This window comes from Enterococcus sp. 22-H-5-01 (genome assembly GCF_050310005.1).
Lineage (GTDB): Bacteria > Bacillota > Bacilli > Lactobacillales > Enterococcaceae > Enterococcus_A > Enterococcus_A hailinensis.
In genome coordinates, this window is the sequence record NZ_CP189993.1 from 1,735,210 (window position 1) to 1,759,061 (window position 23,852).

The 23,852-nt window shown below is 38.2% G+C and carries 26 protein-coding genes; 18 read left to right on the forward strand and 8 right to left on the reverse strand.

The features are described 5' to 3' along the window. The first annotated feature begins 20 nt into the window (after positions 1-20). The 7 genes from ACQKTA_RS08770 (at position 21) to ACQKTA_RS08800 (ending at position 5,496) form a co-directional block, all read left to right on the forward strand. Positions 21-230, forward strand: a complete 210-nt coding sequence (locus ACQKTA_RS08770; protein WP_427813462.1) for a hypothetical protein — start codon at positions 21-23, stop codon at positions 228-230. A gap of 122 nt (positions 231-352) precedes the next feature. Further along, positions 353-1,330, forward strand: a complete 978-nt coding sequence (locus ACQKTA_RS08775; RefSeq protein WP_427813463.1) for a tRNA dihydrouridine synthase — start codon at positions 353-355, stop codon at positions 1,328-1,330. A 38-nt stretch (positions 1,331-1,368) separates the two neighbouring features. Further along, complete coding sequence (locus ACQKTA_RS08780; RefSeq protein WP_427813464.1) at positions 1,369-1,776, forward strand: ASCH domain-containing protein; 408 nt, start codon at positions 1,369-1,371, stop codon at positions 1,774-1,776. Positions 1,777-1,857: 81 nt separating this feature from the next. Then, the gene (locus ACQKTA_RS08785; protein ID WP_427813465.1) at positions 1,858-2,346 is read left to right on the forward strand and encodes a macro domain-containing protein; all 489 of its coding nucleotides are present in this window, start codon (positions 1,858-1,860) and stop codon (positions 2,344-2,346) included. Between the two features lie 572 nt (positions 2,347-2,918). After that, the gene (locus tag ACQKTA_RS08790; protein WP_427813466.1) at positions 2,919-3,668 is read left to right on the forward strand and encodes an LPXTG cell wall anchor domain-containing protein; all 750 of its coding nucleotides are present in this window, start codon (positions 2,919-2,921) and stop codon (positions 3,666-3,668) included. Next, positions 3,571-5,160 carry a SpaH/EbpB family LPXTG-anchored major pilin gene (locus ACQKTA_RS08795; RefSeq protein ID WP_427813467.1) on the forward strand — a complete coding sequence of 530 codons (1,590 nt, stop codon included), beginning with the start codon at positions 3,571-3,573 and terminating at the stop codon, positions 5,158-5,160. Before ACQKTA_RS08790 ends, ACQKTA_RS08795 begins: the two co-directional genes overlap by 98 nt. 42 nt (positions 5,161-5,202) lie before the next feature. After that, positions 5,203-5,496 (forward strand): nucleotide pyrophosphohydrolase, encoded by a 294-nt coding sequence (locus ACQKTA_RS08800; RefSeq protein ID WP_427813468.1) that lies wholly within the window; start codon positions 5,203-5,205, stop codon positions 5,494-5,496. Positions 5,497-5,528: 32 nt separating this feature from the next. On the opposite strand, the gene gloA2 is transcribed toward ACQKTA_RS08800, so the two are convergent. Then, positions 5,529-5,918: an SMU1112c/YaeR family gloxylase I-like metalloprotein gene (gene gloA2 / locus ACQKTA_RS08805; protein ID WP_427813469.1), complete on the reverse strand. Its 390-nt coding sequence runs from the start codon at positions 5,916-5,918 to the stop codon at positions 5,529-5,531. Positions 5,919-5,992: 74 nt separating this feature from the next. Further along, the gene (locus tag ACQKTA_RS08810) at positions 5,993-6,346 is read right to left on the reverse strand and encodes a winged helix-turn-helix transcriptional regulator (protein WP_071857963.1); all 354 of its coding nucleotides are present in this window, start codon (positions 6,344-6,346) and stop codon (positions 5,993-5,995) included. 144 nt (positions 6,347-6,490) lie between these two features. Here ACQKTA_RS08810 and ACQKTA_RS08815 point away from each other — a divergent pair, with 144 nt between their 5' ends. Beyond that, a complete protein-coding gene (locus ACQKTA_RS08815; RefSeq protein ID WP_427813470.1) occupies positions 6,491-7,690 on the forward strand; it encodes an MFS transporter in 1,200 nt (399 codons plus the stop codon). An 18-nt stretch (positions 7,691-7,708) separates the two neighbouring features. Here the strand turns inward: ACQKTA_RS08815 and ACQKTA_RS08820 are convergent, their stop codons facing one another. Beyond that, positions 7,709-9,079, reverse strand: a complete 1,371-nt coding sequence (locus tag ACQKTA_RS08820; RefSeq protein ID WP_427813471.1) for an MFS transporter — start codon at positions 9,077-9,079, stop codon at positions 7,709-7,711. A 203-nt stretch (positions 9,080-9,282) separates the two neighbouring features. Then, positions 9,283-10,080, reverse strand: coding sequence for a TraX family protein (locus ACQKTA_RS08825; protein ID WP_427813472.1), 798 nt, complete (start codon positions 10,078-10,080; stop codon positions 9,283-9,285). 396 nt (positions 10,081-10,476) lie between these two features. On the opposite strand from ACQKTA_RS08825, the gene ACQKTA_RS08830 reads away from it, so the two are divergent. Further along, positions 10,477-10,890 carry a Rid family detoxifying hydrolase gene (locus tag ACQKTA_RS08830; protein WP_427813473.1) on the forward strand — a complete coding sequence of 138 codons (414 nt, stop codon included), beginning with the start codon at positions 10,477-10,479 and terminating at the stop codon, positions 10,888-10,890. 37 nt (positions 10,891-10,927) lie between these two features. Here ACQKTA_RS08830 and ACQKTA_RS08835 read toward each other — a convergent pair whose 3' ends face one another. Next, positions 10,928-11,935, reverse strand: coding sequence for a YeiH family protein (locus ACQKTA_RS08835; RefSeq protein WP_427813474.1), 1,008 nt, complete (start codon positions 11,933-11,935; stop codon positions 10,928-10,930). A gap of 110 nt (positions 11,936-12,045) precedes the next feature. On the opposite strand from ACQKTA_RS08835, the gene ACQKTA_RS08840 reads away from it, so the two are divergent. The 9 genes from ACQKTA_RS08840 (at position 12,046) to alsE (ending at position 19,769) form a co-directional block, all read left to right on the forward strand. After that, positions 12,046-12,879: a LysR substrate-binding domain-containing protein gene (locus ACQKTA_RS08840; protein ID WP_427813475.1), complete on the forward strand. Its 834-nt coding sequence runs from the start codon at positions 12,046-12,048 to the stop codon at positions 12,877-12,879. Between the two features lie 140 nt (positions 12,880-13,019). Then, positions 13,020-13,592, forward strand: coding sequence for a LemA family protein (locus tag ACQKTA_RS08845; RefSeq protein ID WP_427813476.1), 573 nt, complete (start codon positions 13,020-13,022; stop codon positions 13,590-13,592). Positions 13,593-13,607: 15 nt separating this feature from the next. After that, positions 13,608-14,918 carry a TPM domain-containing protein gene (locus tag ACQKTA_RS08850; protein ID WP_427813477.1) on the forward strand — a complete coding sequence of 437 codons (1,311 nt, stop codon included), beginning with the start codon at positions 13,608-13,610 and terminating at the stop codon, positions 14,916-14,918. A gap of 218 nt (positions 14,919-15,136) precedes the next feature. Continuing rightward, complete coding sequence (locus ACQKTA_RS08855) at positions 15,137-16,624, forward strand: BglG family transcription antiterminator (RefSeq protein ID WP_427813478.1); 1,488 nt, start codon at positions 15,137-15,139, stop codon at positions 16,622-16,624. After that, complete coding sequence (locus ACQKTA_RS08860; RefSeq protein ID WP_407855830.1) at positions 16,614-17,027, forward strand: PTS sugar transporter subunit IIA; 414 nt, start codon at positions 16,614-16,616, stop codon at positions 17,025-17,027. The genes ACQKTA_RS08855 and ACQKTA_RS08860 overlap by 11 nt, the downstream gene beginning before the upstream one ends. 87 nt (positions 17,028-17,114) lie before the next feature. Next, positions 17,115-17,432 carry a PTS fructose transporter subunit IIB gene (locus tag ACQKTA_RS08865; protein ID WP_071857973.1) on the forward strand — a complete coding sequence of 106 codons (318 nt, stop codon included), beginning with the start codon at positions 17,115-17,117 and terminating at the stop codon, positions 17,430-17,432. Positions 17,433-17,479: 47 nt separating this feature from the next. Further along, entirely contained in the window at positions 17,480-17,929 is a 450-nt protein-coding gene (locus tag ACQKTA_RS08870) for a fructose PTS transporter subunit IIA (protein ID WP_332581262.1), read from the forward strand. Positions 17,930-17,947: 18 nt separating this feature from the next. Then, a complete protein-coding gene (locus ACQKTA_RS08875; protein ID WP_407855831.1) occupies positions 17,948-19,048 on the forward strand; it encodes a PTS fructose transporter subunit IIC in 1,101 nt (366 codons plus the stop codon). Between the two features lie 16 nt (positions 19,049-19,064). Next, positions 19,065-19,769 carry a D-allulose 6-phosphate 3-epimerase gene (alsE, locus tag ACQKTA_RS08880; RefSeq protein WP_427813479.1) on the forward strand — a complete coding sequence of 235 codons (705 nt, stop codon included), beginning with the start codon at positions 19,065-19,067 and terminating at the stop codon, positions 19,767-19,769. Between the two features lie 50 nt (positions 19,770-19,819). Here the strand turns inward: alsE and ACQKTA_RS08885 are convergent, their stop codons facing one another. From ACQKTA_RS08885 to ACQKTA_RS08895, 3 genes are read right to left on the reverse strand one after another with little or no spacing between them, the layout of a single operon-like run. Further along, positions 19,820-21,577, reverse strand: coding sequence for an ABC transporter ATP-binding protein (locus ACQKTA_RS08885; protein WP_427813480.1), 1,758 nt, complete (start codon positions 21,575-21,577; stop codon positions 19,820-19,822). Then, positions 21,558-23,282 carry an ABC transporter ATP-binding protein gene (locus tag ACQKTA_RS08890; protein WP_427813481.1) on the reverse strand — a complete coding sequence of 575 codons (1,725 nt, stop codon included), beginning with the start codon at positions 23,280-23,282 and terminating at the stop codon, positions 21,558-21,560. The genes ACQKTA_RS08885 and ACQKTA_RS08890 overlap by 20 nt, the downstream gene beginning before the upstream one ends. A 38-nt stretch (positions 23,283-23,320) precedes the next feature. After that, positions 23,321-23,749, reverse strand: a complete 429-nt coding sequence (locus tag ACQKTA_RS08895; RefSeq protein WP_427813482.1) for a MarR family winged helix-turn-helix transcriptional regulator — start codon at positions 23,747-23,749, stop codon at positions 23,321-23,323. Between the last annotated feature and the right edge of the window lie 103 nt (positions 23,750-23,852).

The following is a 23,852-nucleotide window of genomic DNA, read 5'->3' on the forward strand; positions in this document are numbered from 1 at the left end:
TAAGGTGAGGAGAAGAGTAGATGGACGAACTTCGATATGAACAAGAGCTTGATTTATTAGGTCAATTAAGAGCGCGGTTACAGCGTTTAGAGGATACAGAGTACATGACTGCTTATTACAAAGGCTATAGTTCTAGTGGGATGACTGTCGATGAAATTAAAGATGCAATCGAAGAATTGACCCAAGAAATTCAATTGTTGGAAGAACGATTAGCAGGGTATGAATGGTAAAACCATGGATGAAAAAATAAAGGACTAAACGGCAATTTTGCTTCTTTGCTCGATCCTTAGTATAATAACGATGTTTTGAAAGGATCGCGTTGTAAGTGACGTGTCAGGAGGAAGTATACATAATGACCAACAATTTTTGGGCAGAATTGCCAAAGCCCTTTTTTATTTTGGCACCAATGGAAGATGTGACGGATGTCGTTTTTCGTCATGTCGTTAAAGCAGCCGGTGCGCCCGATGTCTTTTTTACTGAATTTACGAATTCAGATAGTTTCTGTCATCCGGACGGTATCGAAAGCGTCCGTGGACGCTTGGTGTTTACGGAAGACGAACAACCGATGGTGGCGCACATTTGGGGAGACAAACCAGAATTTTTCCGAGAAATGAGTCTTGCATTAGCCGATATGGGTTTTAGTGGAATCGATCTGAATATGGGTTGTCCCGTTCCCAATGTTGCTGAACGCGGCAAAGGCAGCGGGTTGATCTTGCGTCCAGAAGTGGCAGCTGAATTGATTGAAGCAGCTAAAGCTGGCGGTTTGCCAGTTAGCGTGAAGACTCGAATCGGTTTTTATGAGCAGGCGGAAATGAAAGACTGGATCAGTCATTTATTGAAGCAAGATATTGCAAATCTATCGGTCCATTTGCGGACACGAAAAGAAATGAGTAAAGTCGATGCTCATTGGGATTTGATTCCTGAAGTAGTAAAATTGCGTGATGAGATCGCTCCACAAACGTTATTAACAATCAATGGCGATATTTTAGACCGAAAAATGGGTTTAGAATTAGCCGAAAAATACGGGGTAGATGGTTTGATGATCGGGCGCGGAATTTTTAAAAATCCGTATGCCTTTGAACAAGAGCCTCAAGAACACACGCCAACAGAAATGATCGGGTTATTGCGTTTGCAGTTGGACTTGCAAGATCAATATGCAGAGCAAGTCCCACGTTCGATCGTAGGATTGCATCGATTCTTTAAAATCTATGTCAAAGGCTTTCCTGGAGCCAATGATCTGCGGATTCGTTTGATGAATACGAAATCAACTGCTGAAGTTCGTACTATCTTAGATGACTTCGATAAAAATCAAGCAGCACTTCTTTCATAGTTAAAAAAGACACTTTTACTAAGTGTCTTTTTTATTTAATGAATAAAAAGTTAGAGGGGAATAAAATGAAAGCTTTATCGATTCATCCAGAATATGCCTTGGAAATTTTAAAAGGTCAAAAGACGGAAGAATACCGCACGTGGTCGACTAAGTATCGTGGCGATTTATTAATTTGTGCGACGGCTAAAAAAACACCGGGAGCTATTTCAGGCCACGCTCTTTGTGTTGTTTACCTAGATGCCATCAATGTCTTAAATGATGGGACCTATGCTTGGAAATTGACCAATCTTCGTTACTTAGAACCTTTTAAAATAAAAGGCAAACAGCGATTATATGACGTTGATGACGTAGTGATTCAAGAGGCGTTAGCTAAGCTCGATGTAGAAAAACATTTCCAAAATTTTGAGCAGATTTGGCAGAACTACTATCAAAGCTTTCTCGAATAAATCCTTTTTGAATCAAAAAAATCGTTTTTAGTCAGTAATCGTTTTATGATAGAAAATAAAGACCAAAGATGAGGTGATCAGATGATTGAAATCAAATTAGGTGATCTTTCGCAGTTAGATTTTTCAGTTGACGCAATTGTTAATGCCACTAATCAAGCACTGATTCCTGGTGGTGGTGTCGATGGTGCATTGAATCGTGTTGCTGGTCCGGAATTAAAACAAGCGATGGCGAAAATTGGTGGAACGCCTCCAGGAACAGCGGTGATCACGCCAGCATTCAAATTGCCGGCGAAATATGTCATTCACGCAGTCGGTCCACGTTATCGGGATGGTCAACACCAAGAACAACAAGTATTGACGAAGGTATACGAAGCAATTTTTCAATTGGCTCATGCGTATGATGTGCGTACAATTGCGATGCCAGTATTAAGTGCAGGTATCTACGGTTATCCTAAAGAAGAAGCAGCAAAAATTTTACTGTCTGTTGCAAATCGTCCAGAAAATCAAACAATTACTACGACAGTTATTATTTTCGAAGCAGCATGGTTTGCTGTTTTTGCAAAAGTTTAGGCAGAATTAACGTAAAATTATTTAGAAATTAGAATTGAATAACGCTTATTTTCACCTTAACATGAATAACGTCATACTTTTACTTTTTGATTGTTGGCTATCAGAAAATGGCAGAACGTAAAAACACCTACTAAAAATGTAGGTGTTTTTATTTTGTCTAGAATAATAAAAATAAAAAATTATAAACATAAATATCACTAATTAAAAAAGGTTTATAACAATAAAATTAGCTTCCAAAGCGAATAAACCGCTTTAAATAAAGTTTATTTTAAAGAAAAATAACTAGTTGTTAATTAAAGTTCAAAAAGCGCTATGAATTTATTTTGCTTAAAATTGATTATGAGCAAGTAAGGAAGGAGGGCGTTGATTGAAAAATGGGATCTGTTATTACTTGTTGGAGTCCACAAGTATTCAGGAAAAACATTTTTTCAATAAAATATGTTGAAAAATAGAACGAAGTATTTGGTGAGTTGTTGTGAATGGCCTGTCGCTGCAAAAGTTCACTTATCTGCGCAAGCTGAAAATGAGTGAATGCTAAAATGGAGAACTTTTAAAAGAGGGAGGTATTGGGTTTGAAAAAAAGGATTCTGCTTTTTATTTTGTTAGTTAGCTGGTTGTTTGCACCCTCTTCTTATGCTTCAGAAGCCGAAGTTACATTGACGATCGATACTAAACAAGCTGGAGAAAAAGTAGCAGGGACAGAAGCGATTACTTTTGATCTTTTTGATTTAACTGCTTGGTGTAGCAGCCAAGATCAGAGTGAAAAAGATATCAAGCAAATATGGTTGAACCAGTATCAAAACAAAAATCAATTTCAACAATTGATCCAACACACCGGCTTGGTAAAAGTGAATGAGCAGTCGATACCCACCAATTATGATGGCATCGCTGAAACAACTGTCCTTTACCGACAATCAGGACAAAAGGCTGTCTATTTACTTGTTGCTTCAGGTGAAACAGGCAGTAAAGAATTTTTGCCGATGGTCATTTTTATGCCACCGGAGTTATTTAGCGGATCGATGTCTCTTTATGGAAAGTATCAGGAAATCCAGCTGAAAGAATCGATCACCACTGAAAATGATACGAATAAGACGAGCAGTATCGGAAAACAATTACCACAGACAAATACCGTGAATTCTAATTTTATCGTAGGCGGATTGTTTTTAGTTGTGATTGGCAGTCTTGGTCTCGTATATAAAAACAAAAATAAGGGGAGAAAAAAGAATGAAAAAAAGAACCACACGTTTGTTGGTCGCACTGACTTGTCTATTGCCATTGATTATGGGAGCATTCGGCTTTGGAAATACTACGTATGCTGCTGAAAGTGAAACAGTCGATGTGACTTTACACAAGAAAAAAATGGACCAATTTCCAACTACTACGATCCAAAATACAGGGGATTTGATGTCTGAGTTTGATCGTTATGAAGGATTGCCGGGAGTAAAATTTGATGTTTGGGAAGTCAGTGCTGATTTTTATCAGCAGTTGAATAAAATTATCAAACAAGACGCTAGCGATGCGGAGTATCAAAAGGCAGTAAAAGACTTGATGAGTACGTATAAATTATCAGAAGATGCCGGTACCTTTGTAGAAACGGTAGAAACAGATGAAAATGGTGAAGCTAAATTCGAAGGACTCGAAAAACGCAACGCCGATGGGACCTATAAAATCTATCTATTTGTAGAAGAAGCTGCAGAAGGTAGAGAAACAATTTCAGCACCGCTTATTTTGATATTGCCGGTAATGAATAGTGAAGGTAAGGAAAATACGGATATCCATTTATATCCAAAAAATAAAATCAAAACAGAGATCAGCAAAGAATTATTAGATGATGCGGGTAACCCTATAGCGAATGACACCGCTGTTGATTACGAAATCGGCAAAAAAATTACGTACCGTGTTGGATTTACGATCCCAAATCAAATCGGAGAACTGGTAACGAAAGATGGGAAAGAAACACCACGTTATACTGCCCTAAACTTAAAAGATGCTGTCACACAGACTGGTTTGAAGTTTGAAGGAATCGATAAAATCGTAGTTGGAGCTGATGATACAACAGATATCAAAACGGATTTCCTTAGTCATAGTACACCTAAATATACGAATGAAGCAGCTGATTTTTCAGGCTATGCTGGATTTGAGATCAAGATGAATCTAGATCCTCAAAATCTTGATGAAGCAAAGGAAACAGCTGATTATTTGAAGCAATATGCAGGGAAGACAATCTATATTTATTACGCAGTGTCATTTACAGATAAAACGCCCGTCGATACATCGGTAGACAATAAATTTACGGTTGAGTTAGGGCATGATGATCAAACAGACAAAAAAGAGACGGACGATGCTCCTGCGATCATTACCGGAGGGAAAAAATTCTTCAAACATGAAGCAGGTAAAGAGACACAAGCCTTAAAAGGCGCGGAGTTCCAAGTTTACAAAGTAGTCGAGGACAAAAAGCTTTACTTGAAGCAAGGTGCAAATACGATTTCGTGGACAGAAAATCAAGAAGAAGCAACGATCTATACGTCAGATAATACCGGTCGATTGCAAGTAACGGGTCTATCTTTTGGTGCGTATTATTTACAAGAAACGAAAGCGCCAAATGGCTTCCAATTATTGGAGAAAGACCAAGAGTTTGAGATAAAAGAAGGTTCGTTCAATGGTGCGGATCCGTTATCAATCGCCAACGTTTCGAAAGGTGGCTTCTTACCATCAACTGGTGGTACTGGGATCATCGCCTTCTTAGCGATCGGGTTGGCAATGATGTTGGGCGCTTTTATTAGATACCGTCGCATCCAGCAAGCAGCAAACTAAAGGCCTTTCTGTGGTAAAATGGGAGCGAAAGAAGGTTGAGCGATGACAAGTATGGAAAAAATCAACCAATTTCGTGATGAACGAAACTGGCGACCATTTCACAATGAAAAAGATTTAGCTTTGTCGATTTGTTTAGAGGCAGCGGAATTACTGGAACTTTTCCAATGGAAAGATTCGGCCGAGGCACGGACACAGACGGAACGTTTGAAAGAAGAACTCGCGGATGTTTTGATCTACTCGTATATGATGGCAGACAATCTGGATTTTGACATCGATGAGATCATCAGTGAGAAATTAAAGAAAAACGCAATCAAATATCCAGTAGAGAAAGCTTAAAAAGACGTACGACATTTTGTCGTACGTCTTTTTTATTCATGTAATTCTAACGGCAAGCCATCTGGATCAAAGAAGAAGGTCATTTTTTCACCAGTATAATCGTCAGTACGTAAAGGTTCGCATTCGACCCCTTGTTCGGCTAAATAAGTAACCATTTCTTCAATATTATCTGTCTTGAAAGCGAGATGGCGTAAGCCCGCCGCTTCTGGAAAACTTGGTCGCTTTGGCGGATCTTGAACGGCAAAAATTTCTAGCTCGGCACCTTGTAATTGTAAATCTAATTTATAATCTTGGCGTTCTGGTCGATAGCTTTCACGAATGATCGGTAGTCCTAAAATATCGACATAAAAGTGTTTTGCTTTTTGATAATCAGAGACGATGATCGCCACATGGTGGATGGCAGAAAAAGTTGGTTTTGGCATAAAAAATTCCTTTCGCTTTTTCTTTAGTATAACGGATAGTAGAAAAATAAAAGCAGAGGAAGGATCGTCTGCTTTTATTTACTTTTTAACGAAATCGCTTGGCCTTGTTGTTGCAAATGATTGACGTGTTGTTCACCCCAATTACATAAACTATCTAAAATATTGGATAGGCTAAGTCCATATTCACTTAAGGAATATTCAACTTTCGGCGGAACCTGCTGATAGACCTTACGATCAATGATTTTATCATCTTCTAATTCACGTAATTGTTGGGTCAGCATTTTTTGACTAATACCAGTGATCCCGCGTTTCAAATCACTTGGGCGCATCGGTCCATGACGCAAGTTGCATAAGATGATCGGTTTCCATTTTCCGCCGATAACATCCATCGTTGCTTCGACTCCAATCATATATTCACGATTTTCCAAAAAAAATTACCTCCTAAAACATTGATAAGAAACAAAAGTTACTAAAAGGTACCTATGATACAAAAAAGTGGGTACTTATCAAAAGTTCATCAACAGTATATAGTATCTTCTCGTAGGATACAAATACTTTTTTTGGAGGAAATTATGGAAAAGAAAATATCACCAAATCTAACTTTATTGGCATTAGCGATCAATGCATTTGCGATTGGTTCAACTGAATTTATTAGTGTCGGATTATTACCAATGATCGTCAAAAGTTTCAATGTCACATTAGCTCAAGCAGGATTGACAGTCTCACTTTATGCGTTAGGGGTCACGATCGGAGCGCCATTATTGACAGTTTTAACAGGTAAATGGAATCGTCGTAATTTAATGCTGGGAATTATGATCCTATTTATCAGCGGTAATTTATTAGCGGCCTTTGCACCAACATTTTCGATCTTATTAGTCGGTCGTATCTTAGCGGCCTTAGCACATGGTATTTTTATGTCGGTCTCAACAGTTATTGCGGCCGATGTCGTAGAACCCTCTAGACGGGCTAGTGCGATTGCGATCATGTTTACTGGTTTGACTGTCGCAACCGTTACAGGTGTACCGCTAGGAACTTTTATCGGTCAACAAACAACATGGAATATGTCCTTTATATTTATTGCCGTTGTTGGTTTCATCGGTTTAGTCGCTAGTAGTTTCTTAGTACCACGTCACTTGCCGATTCCGGGTAAAGTTGATTTAAAAGGATTCAAACGAATTTTTTCCAATAAACCATTAGTGATGTCTTTCTTGATCACAGCGTTTGGTTACGGTGGAACTTTTGCAGCTTACACTTATCTATCACCTATTCTGGAAGATTTTGGTTTTTCAGCTAGCGCGATCGTGATCATCTTGATTGTTTATGGTTTGATGGTTGCGGTGGGTAACACTGTTGGCGGTCATTTTGCCAATGAAAATCCTTTAGCTTCATTGATCAAAATGTTTGGTTTGTTGATGGTTGCGTTACTCTTCTTATTCGTGACGATCATGATTGGAAATAATATTTTAGGCTTGATGGCAGCATTACTTTTAGGCTTGTTTGCCTTTATGAATGTACCAGGATTACAATTGTATGTTGTTCAATTAGCAGAAAAATATGTTCCACAAGATATTACGCTAGCCTCTGCTTTAAATATTGCGGCCTTTAATATCGGGATCACTTTAGGCTCAACAGTTGGAGCACAAGTAACAGGTAAAATGGGAATTGCTTATACGCCAATTTTTGGAGCAATCATCGTTCTATTAGCAATTCTTTTGACCTTTCAAGTCCGAAAAAGTGAATCAAAAACAGTTTTAACTGAATATGAAGACTAAAAAAGAACCAACCCTGAATTAATTCAGGGTTGGTTCTTTTTTGAAATGGATGAGACAGGCGATCAAGACGATCACTAACAAAGCCAATAGGAAAAACAATGAGCCTTGCGAACCAGTAACTGTTCCAGCGATAAAATCATCATTGGCTTGTTGCGACAGATTGATGATCGTTGCGACGATCGCAGTAGCAACTGCGCCAGAAAATTGTTGCAGCGTGTTGAACAATGTATTGCCATCACCGTAATCTTCTTCTGGTAATAAGTTCATACCAGTTGTCATCAAGTTGCTATAAGCAAATCCGATACCGATCATATAAACGACATGACCAGCTACGAAGCCCAGTAAAATTGGCATCTGTAATAAAACAGTCAATCCGATCCAACCAATCGTTGCTAAACTTAAACCAAATAAAATCGGTTTTTTAGAACCGAATGTGTCCAAAACACGGCCAGATACTGGTGCGAGAATCGCTCCCACGGCAGCTCCCGGCATCATAACTAAACCGGCAATAAAGGCATCTTTACCTAAGACGATTTGGATAAAATTAGGGAGGACAAAAGAAATACCCAATAGTAAAAATTGACAGACGAGAAAACCACATAAGAATAAAACAAAAACTTTATTTTTCAATACGGTGATCCGAACTAGTGGATTGGCTCCGCGAGTTGCTTGGCGATAGAAGATGACGAGCCCGACAATCCCAACAGCTAATGAAATCAAACAGAACCAGCTGCCTAATTGATTTAAGAACATTAGTAAACCACTAAACAAAAGTGCTACGCCGATCAAACTGATCCAATCGAGTGAACCTGTTTTTTGAATCGGCATTTCTGGGATCGCATAAAGTCCGATAACTAAAGAAATAATCAAGATCGGCAATAAAAAGAGAAAAATTGCATGCCAAGATAGACTAGCAGTCATGATCCCGCCGTAAGTCGGCCCAATAGCTGGTGCGATCGAAGTCGTCAATGTTCCGACGCCCATCATCGTGCCCCGTTTGTGCATTGGGGTAAAGTTTAAAATGATGTGGAACATCAATGGCAAAGCGATCCCGGTACTGACTCCTTGTAATAATCGGCCAGCTAATAGAACAGCATAGCTTGGCGACCACAAATCGGTGATCAAGCCGGCAATAAAGAATAAATTAGCAATAATAAATAATTTCCGAATCGAGTAGTTTTTTAGTAGATAATTGGAAAAAGGAACCATGATGGAGATCACTAATAAGTAAATTGTCGTGACCCATTGGACCATTCCAGTAGAGATCTCAAATTGCTCAATCAATGTAGGGAATGTCACGTTCATAGCAGTCTCGATCAATACGCCCGCAAATGACATGATCCCAGTAGCCAAAACGGCTAATAATAAATGGATGTTCTTTTCTTTCATTTTATATCCCTCGCTTTATTTCTATAACTATTAACGATGAATGGAATCGTTTTGTTCAATTGTTAAATGTTCAAAATTAACAAAAAAAGAGAGATGGTTTCTAAATTAATAGAAACCGCCTCTCTCTCGACACGCAACAACGTGTTATCTGTACGATTTATTCACATTAAGCATTGTAAGGTGTTTTGCAATCTAGGTCAAGTCTATCGTTGCATTAAGAAACTGATGATTGCAAATACGGTAATGTGAGCAGGGTAGAAAATATAGAAGAAATTGCGCATCCCGCGACCTTTTTCACCATTGTAAAGAATGATCGGAATCGCTGCGAACAGCATCATCCATTGGTAATTTGTTGTAAAAGCACTAGCAACTCCGCCACTGCCAACAACTAGAGAAATCAAAGCGATCACTACTAAAGCAGCAACTTGCAGATATTTTTTTCCATGGAAAAGATAGAATAAAACAGCAAGCAGAACAAATAAAAAGCCGCCCTCAGTCAGTAGCAATGTTGGGATTAAGAAAGTATATATTCTAAAGAACCACATGCCTGAAGTAGATCCCAGTACCGCAGGATTTGTTAATAGCAGCATCGGGATGATACTCAAAATAAGAGGAACAATCAACCAAGCCAATCCTTTAAGTACCGTTTTTCTTTGTTTCAAGTATTCGCAAGCTTGCATAAAAACAGTCCCTAAGAAAATCGTTCCAAAAATATTGTTGATGATCACTGAATTACCGATTGCAAAATATTTACTTAAGATCGTTGTGATGATCCCCATGATCCAATAGCCGGCTAAGAGGCGGAACATGTATCTTTTTCGATTGCGTGTATGAATAAACCCTTCTGAACTTTCAAATAAAAAGATTGGTGCCGTGATACGGCCGATCCAATTAAACCAACCCGGTATTCCCGCGAATGAGAAAAATTCCGATAAATGGTCGAAAACCATCGTAATAATCCCTAAAACTTTCAACTGGAAACCCGTCATACCTTTTTTCATAAATAAATTCGCTCCTTCTTTTTAATAAAATAGCAAATTTTTTAGTAGTTAGCCATCTTTTTGTCGAACATCGAACTTACAAAAATGTGAGATAACTAAATTAAATGATCGAAAAGAGATTGACAACAGATAGCCATTGATTTAGTATTGCAAGCATAAATTAATTTTTTTGTCATTTAAATTTAACTTAAAATAAGGAGTATCTTTATGAATTCAATGAAAACCAAACAAATTATTATTATTAGACAGAGGGCTTGAAACTTGTTTTGAAAAAAACAGTTTGAGGTCCTGTTTGACATTTGTTGAGTGGGATGCTCCAAACGTCTCACTTCTTAGAAGTGAGACGTTTTTTTATTAGCTGAAAGACCTATTAATCTAACGAAGGAGTTGTTCAAAGTGAATGTAACCAAAGTAAAAATTAACGCATCAGCTGTTTACAATGTCAAAACGACGGAGGCTCCGCAAGCCATTGGCCCCTATGTACAAGCAAAAGTCGTCAATGGTCTTTTATATGCTTCTGGCCAAATCGCGTTAAATCCTATGAGCGGTGAATTGATCGGAAAGACGATTGAAGAGCAGACCCAACAAGTATTATCAAATGTAGGAGGATTGTTAAAAGCGGTGGGGGCTGATTATGATCAAGTAATCAAGACTACATGCTTCTTAAAAAATATGAGTGATTTTTCGACTTTCAATCAAGTTTATGAGCAATTTTTTATGAATGAAAAACCTAGTCGTTCTTGTGTCGAAGTTGCTGCATTACCTAAAGATGCCCTAGTTGAAGTCGAAGTTGTGGCGATGATCGAATAAAAAAATTCGTAAAAGCCTTGGCTTTTACGAATCTATTTTAAAGCTTCAATAAGAAAATAAATAGGATAGCGGCAAGGGTTTGAACCACACCTACGGATAATCCATAAATCAAAAAGCGTGGACCTTCTTTAAGGAATTTCCGAAAATCTAAACGCAGACCGATCGCGGCTAAAGCAATCGTCTCAAACCATGTACTGATGATATGGGCAGTTTGATTAAGGATGTTGGGTAGCGGGAAAAAGCTATTTACGATACAAATTACTAGAAACCCCATCACATACCAAGGAATCGGAAATTTCTTTTTCGTTACTTGAGCAGATACAGTGCCGCTGCGTCGAACCTTTTGTTCAAATGAAAAAACGACAACGACTAAAAAAATGATCCGAGTGATTTTGAATAGCATGGAGAATTGAACAGTTTCGGGACTAATCAAACTAGCACCTGCGACCACTTGACCTACCGATTGTAGTGTTCCGCCTAATAAAGCACTTTTGCCTAATAAGTCATTGCCGTACAAAGCAATGCCTAAAAAAGGCAATGTAAGCATCATTATAGTACCCAGTAGATTTACTAGCGTAATGATCTGACCTTTTTCTTCATCATTTGCTTCAATGGACGGGGCGATCGCTCCGATGGCAGAGGAACCGCAAACGGCATTTCCACCGGCCATCATTAGCGCCATTTTTTCGTTAAAGCCCAATTTGCGACCAATAAAATAAGTGCCTAGGATCACAGTTACCATGATCAAAATAATAAAGCACAATCCTTTGAGCCCCATTTGACTAATAGTTTGGAAAGTCACAGTGAATCCTAGCAGGACAACGGAATATTCTAGTAAGCGACTCTCTGAAAATTTAGTTCCTTGAGCTAAAATAGGTTGTTTAAAGATAGTATTTCCCAGAATAATTCCTAATAAAATAGCAATTGTTGCACCGCCAAGTTTTGGTAGTAAAAGAGCCAGTAGTTTAGCTATTATTGCAACCCCGATCGATAATCCTAAACCAGGAAGTATCTGATTTGTTTTAGCTGTTCCATTTTTTGACATAAAAAAATCCTCTCTAAAAAAACTATGATTGTTTATTTGATAAATTTATTATAACTGAGAATTACCATTGGTATAATTTATTGATATAATAGTTTAAATAGAAAAAACCGATGGAAGTGATTGCAATATTTAAATGGTTAGAAACATTCAAAGTCGTTTACGAAACCAAGAACTTTTCTAAAGCTTCGGAGATTTTATTTATCTCACAACCAACCGTTTCAGCGCAAATTAAACAACTGGAAAATGAGTTGCGTACTCAATTGTTTATCCGTAATGGTCGTAAGGAAATCATCGTTACTGCGCAAGCTGAACTCTTGTATGAGAAAGTCAGTGATTTGATAGATGATTGGGAGAAAATACAGCAAGCGGTTCAAACGGATCAAAATCAAGTGACACATTGTGTGATCGGAGCCTCTCATACATTTGCTAATTATGTTCTGCCTAAATTAATGATCGAGTTATATCAAGCATTTCCCCGGATGCATTTTAAAATCAAAATGATGAACTCGATGGAAGTCTTGCAAGCTCTAGAACAACATACGATTGATTTAGGATTTATCGAAAAACCTCTTTCTAGTAATCAAATCATCCGCTACCCGTTGATGGAAGATCAACTCGTATTGGCTGGCGATGTACTAGCTGGTCCATGGTTGGTTCGCGAAAATAGCTCCGGTGTGTATTATTATACGAAACGTTTTTTGGATGAAAAAGATATCAAGCAACCCACAATCGAAATCCAGAATAATGAAGTCATCGTTGGGTTGCTGAAACAAGGATTTGGCTGTTCCGTGATTTCAGAACGTGCGGCTGCCGGAATCGCGTATCAAAAATTAGACGATAGCTTTAAACGAAAATTTTATCTAATCAGACGAAAAACAAAATCAGTCGAAGAAATTGAACGTTGTGCTGAATTTGTCACTAAGTGGGATGAACCTCTAGAATAGTTCTTGAAGCACCCTTCATCTAACCGGATGAAGGTTTTTTATTTTGTCAATGCAGTTTCTTAAAAATCAGCCGAAAGTCTGAGGTGAGGTTTTTAGCAAGTGCTATACTTAAGGTACACATATAATAAGGAGTGGGGAAAATGAAAAAAGCAGGATCGGGTGTTATTGTCGGGATCATTGTCGTTCTTTTAGCGATTGGGGTATATGGTGTTACTACATATAATTCATTGGCTGCTGAAGAAAACAATGTTGAAGCAAAGTGGTCTCAAGTAGAGAATGTTATGCAAAGACGGGCAGATTTGATTCCAAATCTAGTCAACAGCGTCCAAGGCAGCATGAATCATGAAGAAAAAATTATCAAAGAAATCACGGATGCACGTAAAGCCTATAATAGTGCTTCAACTCCTTCAGAAAAGAATGAAGCGAATAATCAAATCGAACAGAGTTTAGGAACGATGGTCAACGTGATTCAAGAAGATTATCCTACATTAGCTTCAAATGAAAATGTAAAAACATTGATGGTACAGTTAGAGGGAACAGAAAATCGTATTTCTGTTGAAAGAAAAAATTACATTGAAGAGGTCAATACGTACAATCAAAGTTTAGTGCGTTTCCCCAAAAATTTAGTCGCAAAGGCATTAGGATTTGATAAAAAAGCAAATTTCAAAGCAGACGATAGTGCCAAGGTCGTACCAGACGTTAGCTTTGAATAAGAATGGGTGAATAAAATGAGGAAGGGTCAAAATACTTCAGGAGAAGCATTGGAGCAAGAGGTTGTTGGTAATTATCAAAAAATCAAAAAGCGAAACAGCTTGATTAGCTTTGTTTTATTGATCGTCTTACTGATCAGTAGTTATTCGTGGGTTCAATTGATCGCTGATGAGGAGTATCCTCAGCAAAAAGCGGCATATACTAAACAATTAGCAAAATTGGATCAAGAACGAGAAGCGATTTTGTCAGGCAAAAAAGCCACTGTCAGTCAATCATTCACGACTACTTTGAATGAGAATCTAGCAAAATTAAAAGAATACCCGCAACAAGCTGACAATTATAAGGTTGCGATCAAAGGGACTGAAGGACAATTAACCTTGAACAAAAATAATATCTTTGTCTCTGATAATGCCAAAATGCTTAGTTCTGAAACTAAGCAAAAAATTTACCAGTTAAACAAACAATTGGCGGCTAGCACAAATGGTGCTCAATTAGAGGTGGTCACTGTGTCTGAATTGCCTCGAGGTGAAGATATTGAATCCTATGCGAATACAATTTTTAATCAATTAGGGATTGGGGATAGGAATGAAAATAATGGTGTCTTGTATTTGATTTCTCTAGCGGACAAAGAATTTCGCTTAGAAGTTGGTTATGGCTTGGAAGGCTTGATACCCGATGGTAAAGCTGATGATTTGATCAATGATGATAATGTGGTCGATGATTTTAAAGATGGAAATTATGATCAAGCAGTGGGAACAGTCGTAAACAATGTCTTTAATATCATGAATACCAAAACAGCGTTAGTCGATTCTCAAATCAAAAAAGTGAAGAGTGAACAAACAGAGCTCACGGCTACTTATTGGGGCGGTATCGTCATCGTTGGTTTCATAATCGCAGCTAGTATTGCCATGATCATCAATTTAATTAGAGGACGTATCCTATTAAAAGAAAAATATTTACTTTATCAAACGGAAACAGCTTATAGTCAAAGCAATGAACGTTGGAGTCAAAAAATCAAAAATACCGAATTGTATTTTATTTTATTGAGCGGGATTCTATTGGCAAAATCAAAACGCTCCGTTGAATATGCAGTAGCACAAGGGAATCTATTACGAAACCCCGCAGCTAAGAAACAAATGCTGGGACGAATCTTGATTGGGGACACCTTATATGCAGGGAATGGCGACATTTTGACGACTGCTTATTTAGCTTCAAATTATAATACCAGTAATTGGTCTAACAATAATGGCGGCTCTGGCGGTGGCTCTTCATGGGGATCTTTTGGCGGTGGCTCTTCGGGCGGCGGCGGTGCTTCGGGTGGTTGGTAAGATAGAATAAAAAGAGTGCATAAATTATGTACTCTTTTTATTTTTTGAAAAAAATGAATCGGTCCAGCTAAATTAGACTTCTTTTTTAGTTAATTTGGCTATAATATAGGGAAAACATATCTGACTTTGATAAAATGTCCGTTGCAACGGACAAAAACGAGTGAAGCGTTTTCTTTTTTAGCGGTTATGATAAAGACAAGAAGGGGAGGTCAATAGCCATGGGAGCAAAGAAAGATCGTGAACAAAGGCTCTTACTACTTCTAACTAAACGACATGACTATATAACGTCCGAAGAATTAGCGGAACATTTAGAAACATCACAAAAAACGATTTACCGCTTAATCAAAAAAATCAATGAGACCTATGGTGAAGGACTGGTTCAGTCAGAAAAGGGGCGAGGCTACAAATTAAACTACGAAAAATATATCGGCCAGACCACTATTCAGCCGAGTCAACGAAGTCAATATTCACCGCAAGAGCGGAGAAACCGCGTGATGGAAGAACTGTTACTATCTTCACCGCACGCTAAAAATGTCTACAGTTTATTCGAAGAATATTATGTTGGGGAATCAGTGATTTTCAGCGATGAACAACTGATCGTTGAGCACTTGCAACATTATGATTTGAAATTAGAGCGCAAACAACGGACATTAGCTGTTCTAGGAAAAGAAGCCAATATCCGACGTGCCATTGCTGATTTGATCCAAATGCACAATATCATTGAAATCGATGAACTAAAACATAATGCAGAACTTAATTTTAATCATTACGATGTTTTGTTTATTTTAGATCAAATAAAATTGATCGAAAAAGAATTAGAGATGACGATACCCTATCCTTACAACATCAACATTTTTTCTCACTTATATATTTTGATCAGCCGTTTACGTAAAGTTCATCATCTATCTAACAATGAACTGAGCCCGCTCTCAGACAAAGAGCAAGAACGCTTAGAGCAAGATCAAGCATTATATCAAGTGGCAAAGGCAGCAATTGCCAATGTTGAGAATTATTTACACAATAGTCTGCCAGAAGCAGAGGTATATTATCTTTACCAATACCTGACTTCTTCAAGAATGCAAGGCTCCTTGAGTAAAGTGACGAAGTTCTCTACTCGCGTAGTTGAATTGACGAACAAGTATTTAGACGGAATGAGTGAGCGGCTACATATCCCAATCAAAGGGGATTCGATCTTCTTAGATTTAGGTAATCATATCAAACCAATGATCAATCGGTTAGAGCATGGTATCCATGTAAAAAATAGTTTGTTGGAGCAAATCAAAATGACGTACGAAATGATTTTTTCTTACGTTACCGAAGTTTCCGCAGAAATCAGCCAAGAATTTTTACTCCCAGAAATCAATGAAGATGAAAATGGATTTATTACATTGTATTTTGCTCGGATCATTGAAACCAATCAATTGCCGATTCGCACGGTGATCATGTGTACGACAGGTGTAGGGACATCAGAACTTCTAAGAGTCAAAATCGAGAAAAAATTTCCAGAACTAGAAATCGTTGATGTGATCGCAACAAGAGATGCACAACGATTTACAGAGAAATATCCAGGAATCGATTTGATCTTAACCACGATCAATGTTAGTGATAGGATCCCGGTACCCTCATTATTAGTCAGTGCAATGTTCACCAGAGATGATCAGAACAGATTACAAAAGAAAATCGAGGCGATTTATGATGAACGATGAATTTTTCACAATTTTCTTAGATCAAAAGCTGACAACGAAAGAACAGATCCATCGTTTTATCGCGGAATTCGCCAATTCTGATGCAGTAGAAGAAATCGTTGGTTTATTGCAGCAGCGAGAAACAGTCGGCAATACGATGATCGCTGAACATGTGATTTTACCTCATCTAGAAAGTACTAAAGTGAAACAAAGCCAAGTTTTAGTCATTCGTTTAGTTGAACCCATCGATCTTGATGACGAAACACCAGAAATTCAATTGATCATCACTATCTTATTAAAAAGTGAGGAAGAACAAGCAACAAAACAAAAAATTGCTCAATTCACTCGCCGCTTAGCAGATGATGATTTTTTAGCAGAATTACTTACGAATCCATCAGAAAAAAATATTTATCAATTATTATAAGAAATCAGGAAGTATTCCTGATTTTAACAACAATAAAAATGTGAACGCTTTACTAAAAAGCAATCAACTAATTAGGAGGAATTTATTATGAAAATCGTTGGAGTAGCAGCATGTACAGTAGGGATCGCTCATACATACATTGCACAAGAAAAATTAGAAAATGCAGCTAAAAAAGCTGGACACGAAATGAAAGTTGAAACACAAGGAACGATCGGTATCGAAAATGAATTGACACAAGCTGAAATCGATCAAGCGGATATCGTGATCTTAGCCATCGATGTAAAAATTTCTGGTCGAGAACGTTTTGAAGGTAAGAGAGTCATTCAAGTTCCAACGGAAGTAGCGGTCAAATCACCAAATAAATTAATCGAAAAAGCGCAAGAGGTTGTCGCTCAAAAGGTATAAACAGTCAAGCAGCAGTTAGCTGGTTGCGCTAGAAGGAGGATCTTAAAATGGAAGTAAAAGATATTGTCGATGTAGACATCGTCAAAACGAATATGAATGCTAAAACGAAAGCGGATGCATTAAATGATTTAGCTAATCAACTCTTGGAAAGTGGTTATATCACAGAAGTAGATGGGTTTATCAAAGATATCTATGAACGGGAAGCAGAAGGTCAGACTGGAATCGGTAATTATATCGCGATTCCTCATGGCAAGAGTGCATATGTCAAAAAAGTAGGTGTCGCAATCGGAATCAATCAAGAAGAAATTCCGTGGGAAAGTCTGGATGGGAAAGGAGTAAAGGGGATCATTTTATTTGCAGTCGGTAATGATAATGAAGGTGCTACAAAGCATTTGAAGTTATTATCACTGTTTGCTAGAAAACTTGGGAATGATGAAGTAGTTGGTAATCTGTTGCAGGCGAAAAAGCCAGAAGATGTTGTCGAAGCATTTGCTTAAGTTAATGGAGGAAGAAAAATGAAAACAATTAAACAATTAAAGCTTAAAGAACATTTATTGACAGCTATCTCATACTTGATTCCGATTGTTTGTGGGGCAGGATTCCTGATTGCGATCGGGATGGCCTTTGGCGGAACAAGTCAAGACGCCTTGATTCAAGGGCAATTTTCTATCTGGGATGCATTAGCCACGATGGGTGGAAAAGGTTTAGGTTTATTGCCAGTCGTTATTGCTACAGGGATTTCTTTCTCAATTGGTGGAAAACCTGGGATCGCACCTGGCTTTATTATTGGATTGACAGCAAATGCTATCGGAGCAGGATTTATCGGCGGGATTTTAGGCGGTTATATCGCAGGTTATTTAGTTTTAGCAATTTTAAAATATGTCAAATTGCCAAATTGGGCAAAAGGTTTGATGCCGACTTTAGTTATTCCGTTTCTAGCATCACTTGCTGGTGGTCTGATCATGGTTTATATCATCGGAGCACCAATCGCAGCATTAACATCATTATTGACTAACTTTTTAGATGGTTTAGGTAACTCATCATTATTGATCTTTGGTGGTGTGATCGGTCTATTGAGTGGAGTCGATTATGGCGGTCCAATCAACAAAACGGTATTCGCTTTTGTATTGACGATGCAAGCTGAAGGCGTGAATGGACCGATCACTGCATTGCAATTAGTTAACACGGCAACTCCAATTGGTTTTGGTTTAGCGTATTTTGTCGCAAAATTATTCGGCAAAAATATTTATACAAAATTAGAAGTAGAAACATTGAAGTCAGCTGTTCCGATGGGTGTGATCAATATCGTTGAAGGTGTCATCCCATTAGTAATGAACGACATCGTTCGCGGTGTAGTCGCTACAGCTATCGGTGGTTTTGCCGGTGGAGCAACAACGATGATCCTTGGAGCGGATGCTACGGTTCCATTTGGCGGGGTCCTGATGATTCCGACCATGTCGCGTCCTTGGGCTGGAGTGATCGCCATCTTAGTCAACGTTGTAGTAACTGCAGTTGTCCTTGCAGTGATCAAGAAAAATGTTACAGCTGAAGATGAGTTGTCTCAAGTAGAAAAAGAAGAAGCAGATATTGATTTAGAAGATATTCAAATTTTTTAGGAAAGTGTGACGATAAATGAGAAAAGTAGAATTTTCACCTTCGTTGATGACGATGGATTTAGATAAATTCAAGGAGCAAATCACTTTCTTGAATGACAAAGTAGACTCATATCATATTGATATTATGGATGGACATTATGTACCGAATATTACATTATCCCCTTGGTTTATCGAAGAATTGCGAAAAGTGACAGTACTACCGATGTCTGCTCATTTGATGGTGACAGATCCAAGTTTTTGGGTTCAACAATTGATCGATTTAAATTGCGAATGGATCTGTATGCATGCGGAAGTACTAGATGGCTTAGCCTTTCGATTGATTGATCAAATCCACGATGCAGGATTAAAAGCAGGTATTGTGATCAACCCTGAAACACCGATCGAAGTGATTTTCCCATATATCGAGTTAGTCGATAAAATTACGATTATGACGATCGATCCCGGTTTTGCTGGTCAACGTTTTATTGAAAGCACATTGGATAAAATCGTTGCTTTAAGAGAACTGCGTGATGAAAAGGGCTATGACTATGTAATCGAGATGGACGGTTCTTCTAATCGAAAATCTTTCAAACGCATCGATGCAGCGGGCCCAGATATTTATATCATTGGTCGCAGTGGACTATTCGGATTAGATGAAGATATCGCAAAAGCGTGGGATATCATGGAAACAGATTATGAAGAAATGACAGGCAAGAAAATTTCTTATGAAAAAGTGAACTAAAAAAGAAGCTTGGAAAAAGTAGACGCTACTTTCTCCAAGCTTCTTTTTCTTTAATTCTCGAATTGAGCTTCATGCAATTGATAATAACGACCTTCTAAAGCTAGTAGTTCGTCGTGAGTTCCTTGTTCGACGATGTTGCCGTCATCTACGACTAAAATCAAATCTGCTTCACGAATCGTTGATAAGCGGTGAGCAATGATGAATGACGTTTTATTGAGCATCAATTGTCCCATCGCTTCTTGGATCTGCAATTCAGTTTGTGTATCTACGTTCGATGTCGCTTCATCCAGAATCAATAATTCTGCATTCAAGATCATTGCGCGAGCAATCGTCAATAATTGTTTCTGTCCTTGGGAAATCGCCAAACCATCTTCACTCATCATGGTATCGTACCCTTTTGGCAACTGCGTAATAAATTCATGGATATGAGCTGCTTTGGTTGCACGGATCACATCTTCTAAAGTCGCTTGTTCATTGCCGTAAGTCAAGTTTTCAAAAATCGTTCCGGTAAACAACCAAGTATCTTGTAAAACCATCGCATATTGCTTACGCAAACTATTTCTAGTGGCTTCTTTGATATTGTGACCATCTAAATAAATCGCTCCATTATCAGGATCATAAAAGCGCATCAATAAATTTACGATCGTTGTTTTTCCAGCACCAGTCGGGCCGACGATAGCAACGACATTGCCAGCAGAAATCTCAAATGATAAGTCTTTGATCACCGGTTGATTTGCTTGATAACCAAAATTGACATGATCAAAACGAACATTTCCTTGAGCTGTTTCAAATACATAAGCTTGTTCAACATCTTGAACTTCGGGTTCTTCGTCTAATAATTTAAAAATTCGTTCAGCAGCTGCAATTGATGATTGAAGATCACTGAAAATATTTGCTAATTCATTGATTGGTCCAGAAAATTTACGAGAGTAAAGGACAAACGAAGAAAGTTTTCCTAAAGTCAGATGGCCAAATAGAAATAAGAAAGCTCCTAAAATACTGATCAATGACAAGGATACATTGTTGATAAAATTGACAGAAGGACCGGTCATACTGCCGTAATACTCCGCATTGTAATAGGCAGACATTGCCTCATCATTCTTTTTACCAAAACGAGCAATCATCGTTTCTTCTTGGTGATACACTTTAGTTGTTTGTTCACCAGATAAAAGTTCTTCAGCCATCCCGTTTAACTCACCCAGTTCAGCGGAACGTTTGCGAAACAGAGGTTGGAATTTATTTGTTAAAAAACGGGTAAGTAAGATCGAGGCGGGGACAGTAATTAAGAAAATAGTTACCATCAATGGAGAGATGATCAGCATCATCACAAATGATCCAATAATGGTCACTAAACTACTTAATACTTGAACCGAATCACTAGCTAAAGAAGTATTGATCGTATCAATATCATAACTCATTCGACTAACGATATCGCCTGTTTGATGTTGGTCAAAATAACCGACTGGAAGTGAGACGATTTTATCAAATAAATCCTTTCTTAACCGATACGCTGTTTTTTGACTTAGATAGATCATCAAGCGACTGATTCCATAACTTAATATCGCTGAAGCGACATAAAAGAAAACCATCAGTAAACAATAGTAAAAAACTTTTTGAAAGTGGACATGACCTTTACCGATTTGGATCGCATCGATCGCATAACCAGAAAGTAGTGGACCGACTAAGGCAAATAAATTACTGGCGATCGTTAAAATCACTGCTAAAAATAATAGCCACTTGAATTGATATAAATAGCCCCACAAACGAAGGAGTGTTCCTTTTTTTATATTATTCTTCTTCAAGTACATTTCCTCCTGTCTGACCTTGATAGATTTCTTGGTAAGTGGTATTTGTCGCGAGTAATTCCTCGTGAGTACCATAACCAATCATCTTTCCTTTTTTCAACAATAAAATTTTATCGGCATGTTGAATCGAGCTGATTCTTTGGGCAATCAGTATGTTAGTAGTTGAAGTGAAGTGCGTTCGAAGTGCTTTGCGTAAATTAGCATCTGTATGGTAATCCAGTGCACTGGAAGAATCATCTAGAATCAAGACATCCGGTTGCCCAATCAAAGCGCGAGCTAAAAGGACACGTTGTTTTTGACCACCACTCAGATTTTGTCCTTTAGCTTCTAAATGATGATCTAGCCCATCAGGTAATTTATCGATAAATTCACGTGCTTGAGCATTATCGATCGCTTGTTGCAGTTGTTCTTCTGAAAAAGAACGTCCAAACAAAATATTTTCGCGAATCGTATCTGCGAAGAGGACATCTTTTTGTAAGACAGCACCGATATTCTGATGCAAGGCATCCAATGTGTAATGTTTGATTTCTTGGCCATCAAACAAGATTTGACCAGAACTTCGATCATATAAACGCAGAATCAAACTAGCAATCGTTGTTTTTCCGCTTCCGGTTGCCCCCATGATCCCCAACGTTTCGCCACTGGCAATACTAAAACTAATGTTTTCGATCGCCGGTCCGCCGTCTGGATAGGCAAAAGTCACATCTTCAAAGACTAGTTTTGTTGCGTTATTTGTTCGTTGCGTCAATGTACCAGGAACGACAGCAGGTTTTTTTCGTAAGACTTCATCAATCCGATTTGCAGAAGCAATTCCGCGAGAATACAAAACAAAGATTCGTGTGATCGACAGCATCGCATTCAAGATGATCGTGAAATAAGTTAAAAATGCAACGATCACTCCAGGTTGCGTCAGTCCAGCATTCACTCGATAGGCACTGACTAAGATGACTAGTGTCAATCCAAGATTTAAAAATAGATCCAGTAAAGCAGGTGAAGCCGCGAGTGTCACATTCGCAGTGGTTTCTGCATTCACGAGTGATTGATTGACGGTTTCGAAACGTTTGCGCTCAAAAGATTCTTTTGAGAGGGCTTTGATCACTCGTGCGCCGGTCACATTTTCTCGTACAGTCAAGACGAGTTGATCGACTTGCTTTTGTAATTTCCCAAAAAGTGGAACGCCTTTTTTAGAAATGTGTGTGACCATCACAAAAATAATTGGCATCACAGCTACCAATACCAAAGTCAAAACAGGATCTAAAGTAGTAGTGATCAAGATACCACCGACAAGTAAAATCGGTGCACGAATCCCCATTCGCATCATTACACCTAAAGTTAGGTGGATATTATAGCTATCAGTAGTTACTCGTGAGACGAGTGAAGATACGCTGACTTCTTCGATTTGGGTGGTATCTAAATAAGAAATTTTATGGAAAAGGTCATCGCGAATATTTTTCGTGGTATCTTTAGCGATTCGCGAGACCATTCGATTGGCGATCACATTTGCCCACAAAGCAAAAGCTGATGCAGCTAACATGACGCCTCCCCACAAAAGAATCTTATGAGGATCTTTTTCAGGAATGACATGATCCAAGATAAAGGCCAATGTCCAAGGCAAGACCAATTCCATCATTGTTCCAAGAAATTTTATCAAAACGCCAATTGAAACGCGTGAGCGATAAGGCTTCAGATAATGAATGATTAGTTTCATAGTAGCTCCTTAATGAAATATATTTTTTAAAATACTGATTATTTAGGACACATAATAGCTTCTGCTCGTTCCATGATTTGATGCAACTCAATCGAAAGCTGTTCTTGTCTTTCCAATGGGATATCAGCTAATAATTGAGCATTCCAATTAGTTAATATCTTACGAATATCAGCTTCGATCGCTCGTGATTTTTCTGTAGGAAACACTTGCAATTTTCGAGCATCTTTCTCATCGTTTTTTCGAGTAACAAAGCCTTTTTGCTCAAGTTGTGCAAGTTGACGAGCAACATTGCTTTTGTTGATGAAAATCTTACAAGCTAATTCTTCTTGTGAAATTCCAGGTTGATTACATACACCTAAGATGTAGGCGTGATGCATTTCACCTAAGCCGAGCTTTTTAAATTCTTGTTCACGATACAATGCAGAGAGTCTAGCGATCCGATTGACCATTTTAGTTAAAGAATCCATAGGATCATTCCTTTCTAAATAAACAATTTTGTCCGGTTTATAAAAACAAGCACAGTATAGTATAGAAGAAAAAAGTTGCGGGTGCAACTATTAGTCGTGAGAC